Genomic DNA, 15,163 nt, shown 5'->3' on the forward strand with positions numbered 1-15,163 from the left:
AAACTAATATCTTTGTATAAAACTTAGGATTGACTAACCATTTTTTCGGGTACTACTATTTTATCAAATTCTTCTTCGGATAAAAGATTGAGTTTTTTAGCTGCTTCTTTTAAAGTTATTCCGTGCTTATGAGCTTCTTTAGCAATTTTTGCAGCATTATCATAGCCTATATGCGGATTAAGAGCTGTAACAAGCATTAGAGATTTATCACGTAAATCATTAATGCGTGCTATATTGGGTTCTAATCCTTTAACACAGTGAGTAACAAAGCTATTTACGCTATCGGATAACAGCTCTATAGATTGTAGGATATTGTATATTATTACAGGTTTAAATACGTTAAGTTCAAGATGTCCGTTTGAGCCGGCAATAGTAACCGTAACATGATTTCCCATCACCTGACTGCATACCATTGTTAAAGCTTCGACTTGGGTAGGGTTTACTTTACCTGGCATAATCGAAGAGCCGGGTTCATTCTCAGGTAAATGCAGATCACCAAGACCGCATCTTGGACCGGAGCCGAGCAGTCTTATATCATTTGCTATTTTCATTAAGCTAACTGCTATAGTATTAAGAGTTCCTGAAAATTCTACTAGTGCGTCGTGGGCAGCTAGACTTTCAAATTTATTAGGAGCCGTCTTAAAAGGTTGTTTAGTAAACTCTGCCACTTTCTCAGCAAATTTTATATCAAAGCCTATTTTTGAGTTAATACCTGTGCCGACTGCTGTTCCACCTTGAGCAAGTAGATAAACTTTTTTTAGTGCATCTTCTATGCGTTCTAAAGCATACTCTATTTGTGTAATATATCCAGAGAATTCCTGTTTAAGAGTTAAAGGAGTTGCATCCTGTAAATGGGTACGTCCTATTTTTATGATTTTATCCCAATCTTTTGACTTGTCTTGCAAAGAGGTAAGTAAATTATTCAAAGCCGGTATAAGTTGCTGTTTAGTTGCAAGTACGGTTGCTATATGCATAGCGGTTGGAAAAGAGTCGTTGGATGATTGTCCTTTATTAACATGATCGTTAGGATGTACTGGAGATTTGCCGCCTTTCTTGCGTGTTAATTCTTCATTAGCAATAGAGGCAATAACCTCGTTCATATTCATGTTTGTTTGTGTACCTGAACCTGTTTGCCAAACTACTAAAGGAAAATTATCCTCAAATTCACCTTCTAAGATTCTATCAGTGGCTTTATCGATACTTGTAGCTATTTTAGCTTCTAAATCACCAAACTCATAATTAACCTGTGCTGCACATTTTTTTAAAATAGCAAGAGCACGAATTAAAATTTCAGGCATTTTTTGTTTGCCTATTTTAAAATTTTCTAAAGATCTTTGAGTTTGAGCTCCCCAATAAAATTTTTCTTCTATCTGAATTTCTCCAAAAGAATCGCTTTCGGTTCTGTAATTTTTCATAAATTGTTAAATGTTATATAATTATCTATTTTTTTCATAAAATGATCACTTACTACATTCAAATCTAATTGCTGGGCTAATTTAGCAAAGCTATAATATAATTTGTCTGTTAAAGAAGCTTTTTTTAGATTCTTAGCAATAAATATTAATGTGCTTTCTATCATAAGATTACGATTAAAACTATAAAATTTTTGCCAATGTTCTTTATATTTAGGTTCAGAAGATTCTATATAATCGGAATATATAGGTTTAGTAATTACTGCTTTACCTTGATATATATCAAATATAGTATCATTAATTAATCTTTCATTCTTGAGATTATTGATCACTTTATCAAAAAAATTATTTAATATAGCCGTTGTTATCTCTTCTTCTGTAAGTTCATTTATAAATATGTCTAATTGTTTTTCAAAACTCTCGATAATTTGTTCATTTGGTCCCCTTTTCATGACTTTTCTCTCAAATTAATTGATATAATAAAAGTTTATTACTTTAATTTTAGTAGACTAAATATTTATATCGAAGTAAATAAAAAACAATATTTGATTTATTAAAAATATTATTTATGTAATGAATGAAAAATTATAGAAGCGGCATTTGATACATTAAGACTTTCTACTCTCTTAGAAATAGGGATTTTGGCTAAATAATCACATGTTTCTTCGACTAATCTTCGCATGCCTTTATCTTCTGAGCCAAATACTAATGCCATTTTGTCGGAAATTAATTTATCGGTAAAGTAGTCATTTGTAGAACCTGTTAGACCTATAATCCAAAAGCCGTGTTTTTTAAGATAATTCATACATGAGCGTAAGTTAGTAACTTTAATTATAGGTATTAATTCTAAAGTACCGCAAGCCGCTTTAGCAATGCTGCCGCTTTCATTTGGAGAATTATCTTGAGGTAATATTATAGCATTTATATCAAAAGCAGCGGCACTACGAATAATTGCTCCAATATTTTGTGTGTCTGTTATTTGATCAAGAATCGCAATTTTACATTTTGGGTTTTTTATATCTACGTCCTCTAGATTGTAAGAAAAAATTGGTCTAACTTTTGCAGCTATTCCTTGATGTGTTTGGTTTTCCAGTAATTTAGATAAAATATCGTTATTAATAATTTCATAAGATCTAGTACCTATTAATTTTTTGTTTGTATCAAAAATTTCCCTAGTGCATAAAATATTTTCAATTTGACGTTTTGGATTATTTAGAGCAGAAAATACAGGATGTTTCCCATACATATAATAACAATTTTTAGAATCAAGTTTTTTATTTTGCATCTATATTGAAAACCGTCAGTAATTTGTTCTTGACAGAAACTACTATTTATTATAGAAAGTTACAACTAAATAAATGTGCAAGCTGCTATTTGTTTATTTGATGATTCGGCAAGAAGTTTTATTAAGTCCTAATACTAATTATATATTGTATTTTACAGTGAATTAGTCTATTTAATACAGTAAAGTTCTTTAGGAGGGGTGGCCGAGTGGTCAATGGCAGCAGACTGTAAATCTGCCCGCGTAAGCGTTCGAAGGTTCGAATCCTTCTCCCTCCACCACTTAAATGGTTCAGGGAAGCGTATCATTTTATTTTAAAAGATTCATGTATATATGTTTAATTTTATTTAAAAATAAAACATAATTGTGTATATTTATAAATCTGAATAAAATTGATATAGCATTGTTAACAAAATAGCTTTGAAATTATTTTATTAACAGTGCCACAATGCGGGTGTAGCTCAATGGTAGAGTTCCAGCCTTCCAAGCTGGCTGTGTGGGTTCGATTCCCATCACCCGCTCCAGAGATAGTGGTAACAAATAAATTTAGCAAAAAATGCACTTATAAAAAATTAACTTGTATTAAACCTGATTGTAGAGAGTAATAACATGGCAAAAGCAAAATTTGAACGAACTAAACCGCACGTTAATATAGGTACGATCGGTCACGTAGATCACGGTAAAACTTCCTTAACAGCAGCAATAACTATAGTACTTGCTAAGACAGGTGGAGCAAAAGCTACAGCGTATGATCAAATTGATGCTGCTCCTGAAGAAAAAGAAAGAGGTATAACTATTTCTACTGCACACGTAGAATATGAGACTAAAAATAGACACTATGCACACGTAGATTGTCCGGGACACGCTGACTATGTAAAGAACATGATAACCGGTGCCGCTCAGATGGACGGGGCAATATTAGTAGTTTCTGCTGCTGATGGTCCTATGCCGCAAACTAGAGAGCATATATTACTAGCAAAACAGGTAGGTGTACCTGCTATGGTAGTATTCTTAAATAAAGTAGATATGGTGGATGATCCTGATCTATTAGAACTAGTAGAGATGGAAGTAAGGGAATTATTATCAAAATACGGTTTCCCGGGTGATGAAATACCTATTATTAAAGGTTCTGCACTTCAAGCTTTAGAAGGAAAGCCTGAAGGTGAAAAAGCTATTAATGAGTTAATGGATGCAGTAGATAGCTATATACCGCAGCCTGTAAGAGCTACGGATAAACCTTTCTTAATGCCGATAGAAGATGTATTCTCTATTTCAGGAAGAGGTACTGTTGTAACCGGTAGAGTAGAGTCAGGAATAATTAAGGTAGGTGAGGAAATTGAAATAGTCGGTCTAAAAGATACGCAAAAAACTACCTGTACCGGTGTAGAAATGTTCAGAAAATTACTTGATGAAGGACAAGCCGGAGATAATGTCGGTATATTACTACGCGGTACAAAAAGAGAAGAAGTTGAAAGAGGACAAGTTCTCGCAAAACCTGGTAGCATAAAACCGCATGATAAGTTTGAAGCTGAAGTATATGTGCTTAGTAAAGAAGAAGGTGGACGTCATACCCCATTTACTAATGACTATCGTCCGCAGTTCTATTTTAGAACAACAGACGTTACCGGTACAATAAAATTGCCTGCTGATAAGCAGATGGTTATGCCTGGAGATAATGCTACTTTTACAGTGGAATTAATTAAACCGATTGCTATGCAGGAAGGGTTAAAATTCTCTATACGTGAAGGTGGTAGAACAGTGGGTGCCGGCGTAGTAACTAAAATAAATAATTAATTGATTTTATAAATACCTATTATTTTTTAATAATAGGTATTTATATTTTAAGATGTCTGAAAAACATCTTGCTGTTTAAATATTAGGTTTACTGAATGAAAAATAAAATCAAAATTCGTTTAAAATCATTTGATCACCGTAGTCTTGATCAAGCTACAAAAGAGATAGTTAGTGCTGTTAAAAGAACATTTGCTAACATTAATGGTCCTATTCCTTTACCTAGAAAAATTGAAAGATTTACCGTAAATAGGTCTCCTCATGTACATAAGAAGTCAAGAGAGCAATTTGAAATTAGAAAGCATAAAAGATTATTAGTTATAGATGATCCAAATCCGGCGGTTGTTGATGCTTTAAGTAAAGTTGATTTAGCAGCAGGTGTTGATGTAGTGATTGAATTAGAGAGTGGGGAATAAATGAGAACCGGTATAATTGCTCAAAAAATTGGGATGACTAGTGTTTTTAATGATAAAGGGGAAAGAATTTCTTTGACATTAGTAAAAGTTGATGATTGTCAAGTGGTAGGGCATAAAACTCTAGAAAAACATGGATATAATGCTTTGGTTATAGGTATAAAAGATAAAAAAATATCTAGAGTAACCAAGCCTATGAAACAAGTTTTTGCTAATGCTAAAATATCTCCTAAAACTAAATTAAAAGAATTTAGAATTTCTGAAGAGAATTTTATTGATATAGCAGCAAGTCTAGAAGTAGATCATTTTACGGCAGGACAATTTGTGGATATAACGGCAACTACTATAGGTAAAGGGTTTGCTGGTAGTATGAAAAGACATAATTTTAGAGGTCTTGAAGCTTCTCACGGTGTTTCTATATCCCATCGTTCGCACGGTTCTACAGGACAAAGGCAAGATCCAGGAAAGGTTTTCAAAGGCAAAAAAATGGCTGGTCATATGGGATGTAACCAGGTTACTATTCAAAATTTGAAAATATTTGCCGTTGATAAAGAGCGTAAGCTTATTATGATTCAGGGTAGTATACCTGGTCACAAAAATTCGTATCTTTCAGTAAAAGATGCAATAAAAAAGATTTCAATAACTGTATAATAGATATTTAGAGGCTATCAGTAAATGAATTAAATTATCGGTTAAAATTTGTTTACTGATAACCTCTTAGACATGTTTATTGAGGTTAAAGATTATCAAATTAACAAAACGCCATGCAATATTATTTATATAAAAGTTTTATATAAGACTGTATAAGGTTAAATAAAGATGAAAACTAAAATATTAAGTCTTGCTAATGAAGAAGTTGGTGAGATTAGCTTAAATGAAGATATATTTGCTGTTGAATTTATCAGAGATGATATAATAAAGCAGGTTATTGATTGGCAGAGAGCTAAAGCAATGTCCGGTAACCATAAAACTAAAACAGTATCAGAAGTATCAGGAACCACAAAAAAACCTTTTAAGCAAAAAGGTACAGGTAATGCAAGACAAGGCTCCCTTAGATCGGTACAGATGCGTGGTGGTGGTGTAGCTCACGGACCTAGAGTACGTAGTCATGCAACAAAATTACCTAAAAAAGTACGAAAACTTGGTTTAATTCATGCTTTATCCGAGAAATTCGCTGAAGGAAAATTATTAGTCATAGATTCTTTAAAGCTAGATAAGCCTAAAACTTCTGTTCTTGTAAATATATTAAACAAATTTCAAGGGAAAAGTTTCTTTGTAATAGACGGAAATGAAGTAGATACTAATTTTTCTTTAGCTGCAAAAAATATTTATAATACTGTGATTGTTCCACAAATAGGAGCAAATGTTTATGATATAATACGACATGAATATGTCCTATTATCACAAGAAGCAGTGAGCGTTTTAGAAGAGAGGTTAAGATGAGTTCTTATAAATACTACGATTTAATTAGAAAACCTATTATTACAGAAAAAACTACAACCTTTTCGGAACAAAATAAATACGCTTTTTATGTAGATAAATTTGCTGAAAAACTTACCGTTAAAAAGGCTATAGAAGAAATATTTAAAGTAAAAGTAAAAAAAGTGAATATTTTAAACGTTAAAGGTAAGAAAAAAAGATTTAAAGGAATTATAGGGACTCAAATCAATAGAAAGAAAGCTATTGTTACATTAGAAAAAGATCATAATATCGATTTTGCCGGAGGAATTAAATAAATGGCTTTAAAAAACTTTAATCCAATTACTCCTTCTCTTAGAGAGTTAGTTCAAGTTGATAAAACTAGTTTATGGAAAGGCAGACCTTTAAAATCTTTGACCAAAGGTATATCTAAAACCGGTGGACGAAATAATCAAGGTAGAATTACTTCTTGGCACAGAGGTGGAGGACACAAAAAATTATATCGTATTATTGATTTTAAAAGAAATAAAATAGATATTTCTGCTATTGTTGAAAGAATAGAGTATGACCCTAATAGAACTGCTTTTATTGCTTTAATAAAATATGAAGATGGGGAATATTCTTATATTCTAGCACCGCAAAAATTATCCGTAGGTGATAGAGTAATATCAAGTCAAGATGCTGATATAAAAATAGGAAATTGTTTACCTTTAAAATTCATTCCTATCGGTACTACTTTACATAATGTTGAAATGAAAGTAGGTAAGGGTGGTCAAATTGCAAGGTCTGCAGGTACTTCAGTAGTTCTAGTGGGTAAAGATTCAGGGTATGCTCAGATTAAATTAAGATCAGGTGAATTTAGGTTAATACCTTTAGATTGTAAAGCTACTATAGGTAGTATATCTAACCCGGATCAAAAAAATATTAATTTAGGCAAAGCAGGTAGAAATAGATGGCTCGGTTGGAGACCGCATGTTAGAGGTGTAGCAATGAATCCTGTAGATCACCCTCATGGCGGTGGTGAAGGTAAAACTTCAGGAGGACGCCATCCTGTTACTCCTTGGGGATTCCCAACAAAGGGTAAGAAGACACGTAAAAATAAACGTACTTCAAAATTTATCGTAAAGAAAAGAAAATAGATTTTAAATTAATTAGGTATTAGTATGGCACGTTCAATATGGAAAGGGCCTTTTGTAGACGGTTATTTAATAAAGAAAGTTCAAAAATTAATGGAATCAGGTAAATCTGAAATGATTAAAACTTGGTCTAGAAGATCAACGATTTTGCCTATTTTTGTAGGGTTTACCTTTTCTGTTCATAATGGAAATAAATTTATTCCGGTTTCTGTAAATGAAGAAATGGTTGGAAGAAAATTAGGTGAGTTTGCTCCTACTAGAACATTTCACGGTCATGGAGCAGATAAAAAAGTCAAAAGAAAGTAAAGATTTATATGGTACAGGAAAATAAAAATTTTGCTACGGCAAAAGCTAAATCTATTAGAGTAAGTCCAAGGAAGCTAAATTTAGTTGCAGCCTTTATTAGAAATATGAAAGTATCTGAAGCATTGGTACAATTAACTTTTTCTCCTAAAAGAATTGCAAAAGTTGTAAAAGATTGTTTACAATCTGCTGTTGCAAATGCTGAAAATAATTTAGGTCTAGATATAGATAGATTGGTTATTACTAAAGCGACTGTAGGTAAGGCTTTAGTAATGAAAAGAGTTATGCCAAGAGCAAAAGGAAGAGCAACTAGAATAAATAAGTTTTTTAGTAATCTTTATATAACTGTTACAGAAAAAGAGGATAATTAAAATGGGGCAGAAAGTTTGTGCACATGGTTTTAGAGTTGGACCGACTTTAATTAAAGGTTGGGATTCCGTATTATATGCAGAAAAACATTATAAAACTCTTTTTATACAAGATTTAAAAATTAGGGATTTAATAAATAAAGGTTTTAATCAAGCTCAAGTTAGTAGAGTTTTAATTGAACGTCCTTCTAATAAAAGTATTATAATTAATATTAATGCCAAAAAACCAAATATCATTATCGGTAGAAACGGTAGTGAAATTGATAAGCTAAAAAAAGCTATCGAGAAAATGACTTCTTTAAAAGAAGTTTATATAAATATTCACGAAGTTAGAAAATTTAATATAGATGCTGCTATAGTAGCTCAAACTATAGCACTACAGCTTGAAAAAAGAGTTTCTTTTAGAAAAGCTATGAAAACAGCAATTCAGGCTTCATTTAAGCAAGGTGGACAAGGTATAAGAGTTAGTTGTTCAGGGCGACTTGGAGGTGCTGAAATTGCTAGAACCGAGTGGTATATAGAAGGAAGAATGCCGTTACATACTTTAAGAGCTGATATTGATTATTCAACAGCTGAGGCTATAACTACTTATGGAGTTATAGGGGTTAAAGTGTGGATTTATAAAGGTGAATATACAGGAAATAAAAGATATAATTAATTTTAAGTATTAAAATGTTAGCTCCGAAAAAACAAAAATTTAGAAAAGCTCATAAAGGTAGAGTTGCTTCAAAAGCAAAAGCAGGTACGACGCTTGCTTTTGGATCATTTGGTCTAAAATCTATAGACGGTTGGCGTGTTACTGCAAGACAAATAGAAGCAGGAAGAAAAGCTGCTACTAGATGTATGAAAAGGCAAGGAAGATTATGGATTCGCATTTTTCCGGATGTTCCCGTTTCTAAAAAGCCTGCCGAAGTAAGAATGGGTAAAGGTAAAGGTTCTTCTGAATTTTTTGCAGTTAGAGTTTCGCCTGGAAGAATTATGTTTGAAATTGAAGGGGTAGAAGAAAATATTGCACTTAGAGCTTTGGAGCTTGCAAGTGCAAAATTACCTGTTAGAACAAGGATAGTGAGACGTTATGAATGATTTAAAATTATTAAGAAGTAAGTTATCTACTGAAACAATAGAAGAGCTTTATAAAAACCTTAATCTTTTAAAAAAAGAATTGTTTAATTTAAGATTTCAACAAGCTTTAGGTGAGTTAAAAAATACTAGTAGGTTTTCGTTAGTCAAAAAGTCTATAGCACGTATTAAAACTGAATTAACAAAAAGATCTAATAGTGAGGAATATTAAAATGCCGAAAAGAGTGTTACAAGGCGTGGTTATAAGTTCAAAAGCTGATAAGACGGTTACAGTAAAAGTAGAAAGAAAGTTTAAGCATCCTATTTATAAAAAGTTCGTGAAAGTATCTAAAAAATATGCTGCTCATGATTCAGAAAATAAATATCAAGAAGGAGATAAAGTTAGTATAATTGAAAGTCGTCCTATCTCAAAAACCAAAACATGGTTAGTGGTAAATGGGGAATAAAGTTTTTTAATCTTTGACTTTATAAGGTAGATTGTTTATTTTATCTCTCGTGTATAAAAAATTGGAAGTAGTTTATGATTCAAATGCAGAGCATCTTGGAAGTTGCAGATAATTCCGGTGCTAAAAAAGTTATGTGTATTAAAGTTTTAGGTGGCTCTCACCATATGGTGGCAAAGCTGGGTGATGTTATAGTTGTATCTGTTAAAGAAGCTATACCCGGCGGTAAGGTTAAAAAGGGCGATGTTTATAAAGGCGTGATTGTTCGTACAAAGACCGGAGTAGTAAGACCTGACGGTAGTACAATAAAATTTGATAAAAATGCATTAGTGCTTTTGAATAAACAAGATGAACCTATCGGTACTAGAGTTTTCGGTCCTGTTACAAGAGAACTTAGAGCGAAAAAATATGTTAGAATAATGTCGCTTGCAGAGGAAGTGTTATAAATGATTAAATTAAAAGTAAAAAAAGGTGATGAAGTTGTTGTTATTACCGGAAAGCACAAAGGAAAAAAAGGTAAAATATTAAAAGTTTTTCCTGAGGACAGTAAAGTAATTGTTTCTGGAGTAAATTTAGTAAAAAAGCATACTAAACCTAATCAAATGAGTGAAGGCGGGATAATAACTAAAGAATTACCTATACATATCTCAAATATTGCACACATCGATCCAAAAACTGGTAACCCTACCAAAGTAGCTTTTAAATTCTTAGAAGACGGTTCTAAGGTTAGAGTAGCAAAGAAATCAGGGGAAATTATCGGTAAGGAAGGTAAATAATGTTAAGATTTAAAGAATTATATCAGCAAAAAATTATTGAAAACTTACAAAAAGAATTTTCTTATAAAAATAAGCATGAAATACCGCAAATTAAGAAAATTGTTATAAATATGGGAGTAGGGGAAGCGATAGCCGATTCCAAAGTAATTAATAATGCGGTAAATGATCTTACTTTGATATCCGGTCAGAAGCCGGTTGTAACGTTAGCAAGAAAATCTATTGCAACCTTTAAGTTACGCGAAAGTATGAAAATAGGCTGCAAGGTTACATTACGTAAAGATAGAATGTATGATTTTTTAGAAAGGCTAGTAATTGTTGCGTTACCTCGTGTTAAAGAATTTCGTGGTTTTTCTTATAAAAGTTTTGACGGTAAAGGGAATTTTACTTTTGGATTAAAAGAGCAGATAGTTTTTCCTGAAATTAATTACGATAAAATCGATACAATAAGGGGTATGGATATTACAATCGTTACATCTGCTAAAACAGATAAAGAAAGTAAGTTTTTGTTATCAGGGTTTAATTTACCTTTTTATAATTAATTTTTAGGATATATATAATGGCAAAAGTAAGTTCTATAAAAAAGAACGAAAGTAGGAAAAAAAAATCACAAAGTTTACATAATAAACGTTCAGCACTAAAAAGTAAAATTTATGATAAAAATATTTCATTAGAAGAGCGTTTTTCTTTGGTAATGTCACTTGCACAATTACCTAGAAATTCATCATCTACTAGAATAAGAAATAGATGTGAGATGACAGGTAGACCAAGAGGTGTTACAAGAAAATTCGGTATATCTAGGAATAAGCTTAGGGAATTAATAGGTAGAGGCTTAGTTCCCGGTGTAGTTAAGTCAAGTTGGTAAAAGTCGATAGGTAAATAATATGTCAATGACGGATAATGTAGCAGATATGTTAACTAGAATTAGAAATGCTTATAAAAGCAAATTGATAAATGTTTCTTTTCCTAGTTCTAAAATTAAAACTTCAATTTTAGATGTTTTGCAAAAAGAAGGTTATATAAAAGATTATGTAACTACTCAAAAAAATAATATTAGTTATACTGAGGTAGCTTTAAAATACTCTGTAAACGGTGATGCTTCTATATGCGAAATTCATAGAGTATCAAAGCCTGGAAAAAGAGTATATTCTGCTATTAAAGATTTGAAAGGATATTATAATAATATGGGTATATATATTCTTTCTACTCCTTACGGTGTTATGTCTGATAGAGAAGCTCATATTAAAAATGTCGGCGGCGAAGTAATTTGTAAAGTATTTTAAGGTAAAAAAATGTCACGTGTTGGAAAATTGCCGATTACTATACCTGAAGGTGTAAAAGTTGGTTTAAATGATTTAGAAGTAAAAATATCCGGACCTAAAGGCGAATTATCAAAAACTTTTAAAGGTAATATAGCAATTTCATTGGCAGAAAATAAGCTTTTAGTAAAACCTTTAGCCGCAAATAAAAATGCACGTGCTATGTGGGGTACTGCAAGAAGCATAATATCAAATATGGTTACCGGCGTTAAAGAAGGGTTTAAGCTTAAACTCGAAATTAATGGAGTCGGTTACAGAGCAATGGTAAAAGGTAAATATTTAAATTTAATGCTTGCTAAAAGCCATAATACAAAAATTGAAATACCTTCAGATATTAAAATAGAGGTACCTAAGCAAAATATTATTATTCTTGAGGGAACAGATAAAGAAAAATTAGGACAATTTGCCTCAATTATTATAAAACAGAGACCACCTGAGCCTTATGAAGGAAAAGGGATTAAATTTGAAAATCAATTTATACCGCGTAAAGAAGGTAAGAAAAATTAAATTTAAGAGTTAAATATGCGTAGTGCTAAGCTAAAATTTGAAAAAAGAAGAAGTAGAATAAGACATAAAATATCTAAAACATCTAATAGAGTTAGATTATCGATATTTAAATCAGGTAGACATATATATGCACAAATTATTGATGATTCTAAGTCTATAACGATTGTTTCTGCTTCAACTTTAGATGAGAAAATAAAAAAATTAAAAAAATCTCATTGTAATATTGAAAATGCTATCAAAGTAGGTGAAGAAATAGCAAAAAAAGCTTATTCTGCAGGGATAAAAGAAGTATTATTTGATAGAGGCGGATATAAGTATCACGGTGTTGTAAAAGCTCTAGCTGATGCAGCTAGAGAGAAAATAAAATTTTAGGTTATAAGGTTGTAGTAATGTCTAAAGTTAAAAAAAATGAAGAGACTTTAAGCGAAGTTTTAGTTGATGTAAATAGAGTTACAAAAGTAGTAAAAGGCGGTAGAAGATTTGCTTTTTCTGCTTATGTAGTTGTCGGTGATAAAGCTGGCAGAGTCGGAGCGGGACACGGAAAAGCTAAAGAAGTAAACGAAGCTCGAGGAAAAGCAAAACAAGCCGCTAAAAAGAGAATGATGAAAGTGCCGTTATATCAAAATAGGACTATTCACCATGACGTTGTCGGTAAAAGTGGAGCTGCTAAAGTGATTTTAAGAAGAGCTAAAGCAGGTACGGGCGTTATAGCCGGAGGGTCTATGAGAGCAATTTTTGATTCTTTAGGCGTTCATGATATTGTTGCTAAATCAATAGGTTCAACGAATGTTTATGCAATGATTTCTGCAACATTTGATGCCTTAAATAAACTTGCATCACCAAAATCTATTGCTATGAGAAGAGATAAAAAAGTAAATGAAATATCTGTAAAATCCTCTGATATTCAAGTTAATGAATAATGTTGCGTTAAGTATAGGTGAAGTTATGAATAATAATATAAAAATTACTCAAGTTAAAAGTGCTATAGGTCGTAAGTATGATCAAAGATTGACATTAGTTGGGCTTGGTTTAAACAAAATTAATAAGAGCGTTATTCTTGAAAATACTAATTCAATCAAAGGGATGGTTGAAAAAGTAAAGCATTTGTTAAAAATAGAAAATATGTAATTAGAGTTTTTAAATGAAATTAAATGAATTATATAATAATATAGGTGCTAAAAAAAATAAGAAAAGAATAGCACGCGGTATTGGTAGCGGTAAAGGAAAAACCGGCGGTAGAGGAATTAAAGGTCAAAAATCTAGATCTGGCGTTGCAATAAAAGGTTTTGAAGGTGGTCAAACACCTATGATCAAAAGACTACCTAAAAGAGGATTTAATTGTATTTCAACTAAAAAATACAATATAATAAACATTTATAATATTGAAGAAGCATTAGCCGATGGGCGTTTAAGTGCTGCTGATACTATTACGAAAGAAAAATTAGTAGAAGCTGGAGTAGTTAATAATAAAAATAATAAGAAATTAGTGAAATTATTATCTATTTGTAGTGATGATTTCGCTTCTCCCCTATCATTAAAATTAGATGCTTATTCTTCTAAAGCTAAGGATTTAATCGAAAAAGCAGGTGGAAAATTATTATAGTATATGGGGCAGAATTTTTCTAAAAAATCCAGTAATGATTTAGTTAGTCGCATTGTTTTTACTATTCTCATTCTTATAGTATGTAGATTTGGGTCTTTTATACCTATACCCGGTATAGATTCAATTGCTTTAAGTAGTGTGGCTGAAAAGAATCAATCCGGAATACTCGGAATGTTCAACATGCTATCCGGAGGATCGCTAGGTAGAATGTCTATTTTTGCTTTAGCAATTATGCCGTATATTACCGCCTCAATTATTATCCAATTAATGTCAGTTGCATATAAACCTTTAGAAAATTTAAAAAAAGAAGGGGAAGTTGGTAAAAGAAAAGTAAATCAGCTATCGAGATATTTAACGGTTCTGCTTGCTTCTTTTCAGGCTTATGGAGTTGCTATAAGTTTAGAGTCGATTGTAACAAATACCGGTCCTGTAGTAATTTTAGCGGGTTTTTTCTTTAGGGTTACAACCGTAATTACTTTGGTTGTAGGCACTATGCTATTAATGTGGTTAGGAGAACAAATTACACAACGCGGAATAGGTAACGGTACGTCTTTAATTATATTTATAGGTATAATTTCAGGAGTACCTAGTGCTATTATTAGTATGTTTGAATTATCAAGAAAAGGAGCATTATCGCCTTTAATAGCGTTAGCTGTTTGTATTGGAGTAGTTGTATTAATAGCTATAATTATATTTTTTGAAAAGGCCCAAAGAAAATTATTGGTACAGTATCCTAAAAGACAAGTAGGAAATAAAATTTATGGAGGAGAAGCAACGCATATGCCTCTTAAATTAAATACTTCTGGTGTAATACCTCCAATATTTGCTAGTTCAATTTTACTATTTCCTGCTACACTTGCTAATTTTTCTAATAGTAATTCAGAAACTATGGGCATGCTTACTTATTACTTAGGGCATGGAAAGCCCGTATATATTTTATTATATGTAGCATTAATTATGTTTTTTAGTTTTTTTTATACTGCAATAGTATTTAATTCTGAAGAAACTGCTAATAATTTAAGAAAATACGGTGCTTATATTCCGGGTAAAAGACCAGGGAAAAATACGTCTGATTATTTTGATTATATACTTACAAGGCTTACGGTTATAGGTGGGATATATTTAAGTGTAATATGTGTAATTCCGGAGCTATTAATGAATAAGTATGTAATTTCTCTTTCTTTAGGAGGTACGAGTTTTTTAATTGTAGTGAACGTGGTACTTGATACTATGACTCAGATTCAAACTTACTTATTTAGTAGTAAGTATGAAGGTTTAATGAAGAAAGTAAAATTAAAAAATTAAAAATGAGCT

26 protein-coding genes and 2 tRNA genes are annotated in these 15,163 nt (G+C 31.6%); 25 read left to right on the forward strand and 3 right to left on the reverse strand.

Annotated elements, in window-relative coordinates; translation table 11 throughout:
* Positions 1-23: 23 nt before the first annotated feature.
* From fumC to rlmB, 3 genes are all read right to left on the reverse strand, one after another.
* Entirely contained in the window at positions 24-1,415 is a 1,392-nt protein-coding gene (fumC, locus tag AC5587_RS01850) for a class II fumarate hydratase (protein ID WP_499162669.1), read from the reverse strand.
* Entirely contained in the window at positions 1,412-1,864 is a 453-nt protein-coding gene (locus AC5587_RS01855; RefSeq protein ID WP_499162670.1) for a hypothetical protein, read from the reverse strand. The genes fumC and AC5587_RS01855 overlap by 4 nt, the downstream gene beginning before the upstream one ends.
* A 110-nt stretch (positions 1,865-1,974) precedes the next feature.
* Positions 1,975-2,697: a 23S rRNA (guanosine(2251)-2'-O)-methyltransferase RlmB gene (rlmB, locus tag AC5587_RS01860; protein ID WP_499162671.1), complete on the reverse strand. Its 723-nt coding sequence runs from the start codon at positions 2,695-2,697 to the stop codon at positions 1,975-1,977.
* A gap of 192 nt (positions 2,698-2,889) precedes the next feature.
* On the opposite strand from rlmB, the gene AC5587_RS01865 reads away from it, so the two are divergent.
* The 25 genes from AC5587_RS01865 to secY all read left to right on the forward strand — a co-directional run bounded on the left by AC5587_RS01865 (position 2,890) and on the right by secY (position 15,154).
* A tRNA-Tyr gene (locus AC5587_RS01865) sits at positions 2,890-2,975 on the forward strand.
* Positions 2,976-3,144: 169 nt separating this feature from the next.
* Positions 3,145-3,218, forward strand: a tRNA-Gly gene (locus tag AC5587_RS01870).
* Positions 3,219-3,303: 85 nt separating this feature from the next.
* A complete protein-coding gene (gene tuf, locus AC5587_RS01875) occupies positions 3,304-4,488 on the forward strand; it encodes an elongation factor Tu (protein ID WP_045803554.1) in 1,185 nt (394 codons plus the stop codon).
* Between the two features lie 95 nt (positions 4,489-4,583).
* Positions 4,584-4,901 (forward strand): 30S ribosomal protein S10, encoded by a 318-nt coding sequence (gene rpsJ, locus AC5587_RS01880; protein WP_011270629.1) that lies wholly within the window; start codon positions 4,584-4,586, stop codon positions 4,899-4,901.
* The gene (rplC, locus tag AC5587_RS01885; protein WP_218461021.1) at positions 4,902-5,549 is read left to right on the forward strand and encodes a 50S ribosomal protein L3; all 648 of its coding nucleotides are present in this window, start codon (positions 4,902-4,904) and stop codon (positions 5,547-5,549) included.
* Positions 5,550-5,717: 168 nt separating this feature from the next.
* On the forward strand, positions 5,718-6,341 hold the full coding sequence (rplD, locus tag AC5587_RS01890) for a 50S ribosomal protein L4 (RefSeq protein WP_011270631.1): 624 nt from the start codon (positions 5,718-5,720) through the stop codon (positions 6,339-6,341).
* A complete protein-coding gene (gene rplW, locus AC5587_RS01895) occupies positions 6,338-6,634 on the forward strand; it encodes a 50S ribosomal protein L23 (RefSeq protein WP_410526816.1) in 297 nt (98 codons plus the stop codon). The genes rplD and rplW overlap by 4 nt, the downstream gene beginning before the upstream one ends.
* Entirely contained in the window at positions 6,635-7,456 is an 822-nt protein-coding gene (rplB, locus tag AC5587_RS01900; RefSeq protein ID WP_499162672.1) for a 50S ribosomal protein L2, read from the forward strand. It abuts the gene before it with no gap.
* A 24-nt stretch (positions 7,457-7,480) separates the two neighbouring features.
* Positions 7,481-7,759, forward strand: a complete 279-nt coding sequence (rpsS, locus tag AC5587_RS01905) for a 30S ribosomal protein S19 (protein ID WP_008580964.1) — start codon at positions 7,481-7,483, stop codon at positions 7,757-7,759.
* An 8-nt stretch (positions 7,760-7,767) separates the two neighbouring features.
* Complete coding sequence (rplV, locus tag AC5587_RS01910) at positions 7,768-8,127, forward strand: 50S ribosomal protein L22 (RefSeq protein ID WP_008580961.1); 360 nt, start codon at positions 7,768-7,770, stop codon at positions 8,125-8,127.
* A 1-nt stretch (position 8,128) separates the two neighbouring features.
* Entirely contained in the window at positions 8,129-8,782 is a 654-nt protein-coding gene (gene rpsC / locus AC5587_RS01915) for a 30S ribosomal protein S3 (protein WP_499162673.1), read from the forward strand.
* 14 nt (positions 8,783-8,796) lie between these two features.
* Entirely contained in the window at positions 8,797-9,207 is a 411-nt protein-coding gene (gene rplP, locus AC5587_RS01920; protein WP_499162674.1) for a 50S ribosomal protein L16, read from the forward strand.
* Entirely contained in the window at positions 9,200-9,415 is a 216-nt protein-coding gene (gene rpmC, locus AC5587_RS01925; RefSeq protein WP_004596213.1) for a 50S ribosomal protein L29, read from the forward strand. Before rplP ends, rpmC begins: the two co-directional genes overlap by 8 nt.
* A 1-nt stretch (position 9,416) precedes the next feature.
* Positions 9,417-9,650 (forward strand): 30S ribosomal protein S17, encoded by a 234-nt coding sequence (gene rpsQ, locus AC5587_RS01930; protein ID WP_039594825.1) that lies wholly within the window; start codon positions 9,417-9,419, stop codon positions 9,648-9,650.
* Between the two features lie 74 nt (positions 9,651-9,724).
* On the forward strand, positions 9,725-10,093 hold the full coding sequence (gene rplN, locus AC5587_RS01935; protein WP_008580952.1) for a 50S ribosomal protein L14: 369 nt from the start codon (positions 9,725-9,727) through the stop codon (positions 10,091-10,093).
* Positions 10,094-10,423, forward strand: a complete 330-nt coding sequence (gene rplX / locus AC5587_RS01940; protein ID WP_011270638.1) for a 50S ribosomal protein L24 — start codon at positions 10,094-10,096, stop codon at positions 10,421-10,423.
* Entirely contained in the window at positions 10,423-10,962 is a 540-nt protein-coding gene (gene rplE, locus AC5587_RS01945; RefSeq protein WP_040256101.1) for a 50S ribosomal protein L5, read from the forward strand. Before rplX ends, rplE begins: the two co-directional genes overlap by 1 nt.
* Before the next feature lie 17 nt (positions 10,963-10,979).
* The gene (gene rpsN / locus AC5587_RS01950) at positions 10,980-11,285 is read left to right on the forward strand and encodes a 30S ribosomal protein S14 (RefSeq protein WP_499162675.1); all 306 of its coding nucleotides are present in this window, start codon (positions 10,980-10,982) and stop codon (positions 11,283-11,285) included.
* A gap of 19 nt (positions 11,286-11,304) precedes the next feature.
* The gene (gene rpsH, locus AC5587_RS01955; protein ID WP_011270641.1) at positions 11,305-11,703 is read left to right on the forward strand and encodes a 30S ribosomal protein S8; all 399 of its coding nucleotides are present in this window, start codon (positions 11,305-11,307) and stop codon (positions 11,701-11,703) included.
* Positions 11,704-11,712: 9 nt separating this feature from the next.
* The gene (gene rplF / locus AC5587_RS01960; RefSeq protein WP_499162676.1) at positions 11,713-12,246 is read left to right on the forward strand and encodes a 50S ribosomal protein L6; all 534 of its coding nucleotides are present in this window, start codon (positions 11,713-11,715) and stop codon (positions 12,244-12,246) included.
* Between the two features lie 15 nt (positions 12,247-12,261).
* Positions 12,262-12,618 (forward strand): 50S ribosomal protein L18, encoded by a 357-nt coding sequence (rplR, locus tag AC5587_RS01965; RefSeq protein WP_499162677.1) that lies wholly within the window; start codon positions 12,262-12,264, stop codon positions 12,616-12,618.
* Between the two features lie 17 nt (positions 12,619-12,635).
* Positions 12,636-13,166 (forward strand): 30S ribosomal protein S5, encoded by a 531-nt coding sequence (gene rpsE, locus AC5587_RS01970; RefSeq protein WP_011270644.1) that lies wholly within the window; start codon positions 12,636-12,638, stop codon positions 13,164-13,166.
* A gap of 25 nt (positions 13,167-13,191) precedes the next feature.
* A complete protein-coding gene (gene rpmD / locus AC5587_RS01975) occupies positions 13,192-13,374 on the forward strand; it encodes a 50S ribosomal protein L30 (protein ID WP_410526827.1) in 183 nt (60 codons plus the stop codon).
* A 13-nt stretch (positions 13,375-13,387) separates the two neighbouring features.
* Entirely contained in the window at positions 13,388-13,849 is a 462-nt protein-coding gene (gene rplO / locus AC5587_RS01980; RefSeq protein WP_266264669.1) for a 50S ribosomal protein L15, read from the forward strand.
* A 3-nt stretch (positions 13,850-13,852) separates the two neighbouring features.
* Entirely contained in the window at positions 13,853-15,154 is a 1,302-nt protein-coding gene (gene secY, locus AC5587_RS01985) for a preprotein translocase subunit SecY (protein WP_499162678.1), read from the forward strand.
* The last annotated feature ends 9 nt before the right edge of the window (positions 15,155-15,163 follow it).

It is taken from the genome of Rickettsia endosymbiont of Hedychridium roseum, from assembly GCF_964028255.1.
Classification (GTDB): domain Bacteria; phylum Pseudomonadota; class Alphaproteobacteria; order Rickettsiales; family Rickettsiaceae; genus Rickettsia; species Rickettsia asembonensis.

Bases quoted from the DNA above. Each gene is read 5' to 3' on its own strand.
- fumC (WP_499162669.1), bottom strand. From the start codon at position 1,415: ATGAAAAATTACAGAACCGAAAGCGATTCTTTTGGAGAAATTCAGATA.
- AC5587_RS01855 (WP_499162670.1), bottom strand. From the start codon at position 1,864: ATGAAAAGGGGACCAAATGAACAAATTATCGAGAGTTTTGAAAAACAA.
- rlmB (WP_499162671.1), bottom strand. From the start codon at position 2,697: ATGCAAAATAAAAAACTTGATTCTAAAAATTGTTATTATATGTATGGG.
- tuf (WP_045803554.1), top strand. From the start codon at position 3,304: ATGGCAAAAGCAAAATTTGAACGAACTAAACCGCACGTTAATATAGGT.
- rpsJ (WP_011270629.1), top strand. From the start codon at position 4,584: ATGAAAAATAAAATCAAAATTCGTTTAAAATCATTTGATCACCGTAGT.
- rplC (WP_218461021.1), top strand. From the start codon at position 4,902: ATGAGAACCGGTATAATTGCTCAAAAAATTGGGATGACTAGTGTTTTT.
- rplD (WP_011270631.1), top strand. From the start codon at position 5,718: ATGAAAACTAAAATATTAAGTCTTGCTAATGAAGAAGTTGGTGAGATT.
- rplW (WP_410526816.1), top strand. From the start codon at position 6,338: ATGAGTTCTTATAAATACTACGATTTAATTAGAAAACCTATTATTACA.
- rplB (WP_499162672.1), top strand. From the start codon at position 6,635: ATGGCTTTAAAAAACTTTAATCCAATTACTCCTTCTCTTAGAGAGTTA.
- rpsS (WP_008580964.1), top strand. From the start codon at position 7,481: ATGGCACGTTCAATATGGAAAGGGCCTTTTGTAGACGGTTATTTAATA.
- rplV (WP_008580961.1), top strand. From the start codon at position 7,768: ATGGTACAGGAAAATAAAAATTTTGCTACGGCAAAAGCTAAATCTATT.
- rpsC (WP_499162673.1), top strand. From the start codon at position 8,129: ATGGGGCAGAAAGTTTGTGCACATGGTTTTAGAGTTGGACCGACTTTA.
- rplP (WP_499162674.1), top strand. From the start codon at position 8,797: ATGTTAGCTCCGAAAAAACAAAAATTTAGAAAAGCTCATAAAGGTAGA.
- rpmC (WP_004596213.1), top strand. From the start codon at position 9,200: ATGAATGATTTAAAATTATTAAGAAGTAAGTTATCTACTGAAACAATA.
- rpsQ (WP_039594825.1), top strand. From the start codon at position 9,417: ATGCCGAAAAGAGTGTTACAAGGCGTGGTTATAAGTTCAAAAGCTGAT.
- rplN (WP_008580952.1), top strand. From the start codon at position 9,725: ATGATTCAAATGCAGAGCATCTTGGAAGTTGCAGATAATTCCGGTGCT.
- rplX (WP_011270638.1), top strand. From the start codon at position 10,094: ATGATTAAATTAAAAGTAAAAAAAGGTGATGAAGTTGTTGTTATTACC.
- rplE (WP_040256101.1), top strand. From the start codon at position 10,423: ATGTTAAGATTTAAAGAATTATATCAGCAAAAAATTATTGAAAACTTA.
- rpsN (WP_499162675.1), top strand. From the start codon at position 10,980: ATGGCAAAAGTAAGTTCTATAAAAAAGAACGAAAGTAGGAAAAAAAAA.
- rpsH (WP_011270641.1), top strand. From the start codon at position 11,305: ATGTCAATGACGGATAATGTAGCAGATATGTTAACTAGAATTAGAAAT.
- rplF (WP_499162676.1), top strand. From the start codon at position 11,713: ATGTCACGTGTTGGAAAATTGCCGATTACTATACCTGAAGGTGTAAAA.
- rplR (WP_499162677.1), top strand. From the start codon at position 12,262: ATGCGTAGTGCTAAGCTAAAATTTGAAAAAAGAAGAAGTAGAATAAGA.
- rpsE (WP_011270644.1), top strand. From the start codon at position 12,636: ATGTCTAAAGTTAAAAAAAATGAAGAGACTTTAAGCGAAGTTTTAGTT.
- rpmD (WP_410526827.1), top strand. From the start codon at position 13,192: ATGAATAATAATATAAAAATTACTCAAGTTAAAAGTGCTATAGGTCGT.
- rplO (WP_266264669.1), top strand. From the start codon at position 13,388: ATGAAATTAAATGAATTATATAATAATATAGGTGCTAAAAAAAATAAG.
- secY (WP_499162678.1), top strand. From the start codon at position 13,853: ATGGGGCAGAATTTTTCTAAAAAATCCAGTAATGATTTAGTTAGTCGC.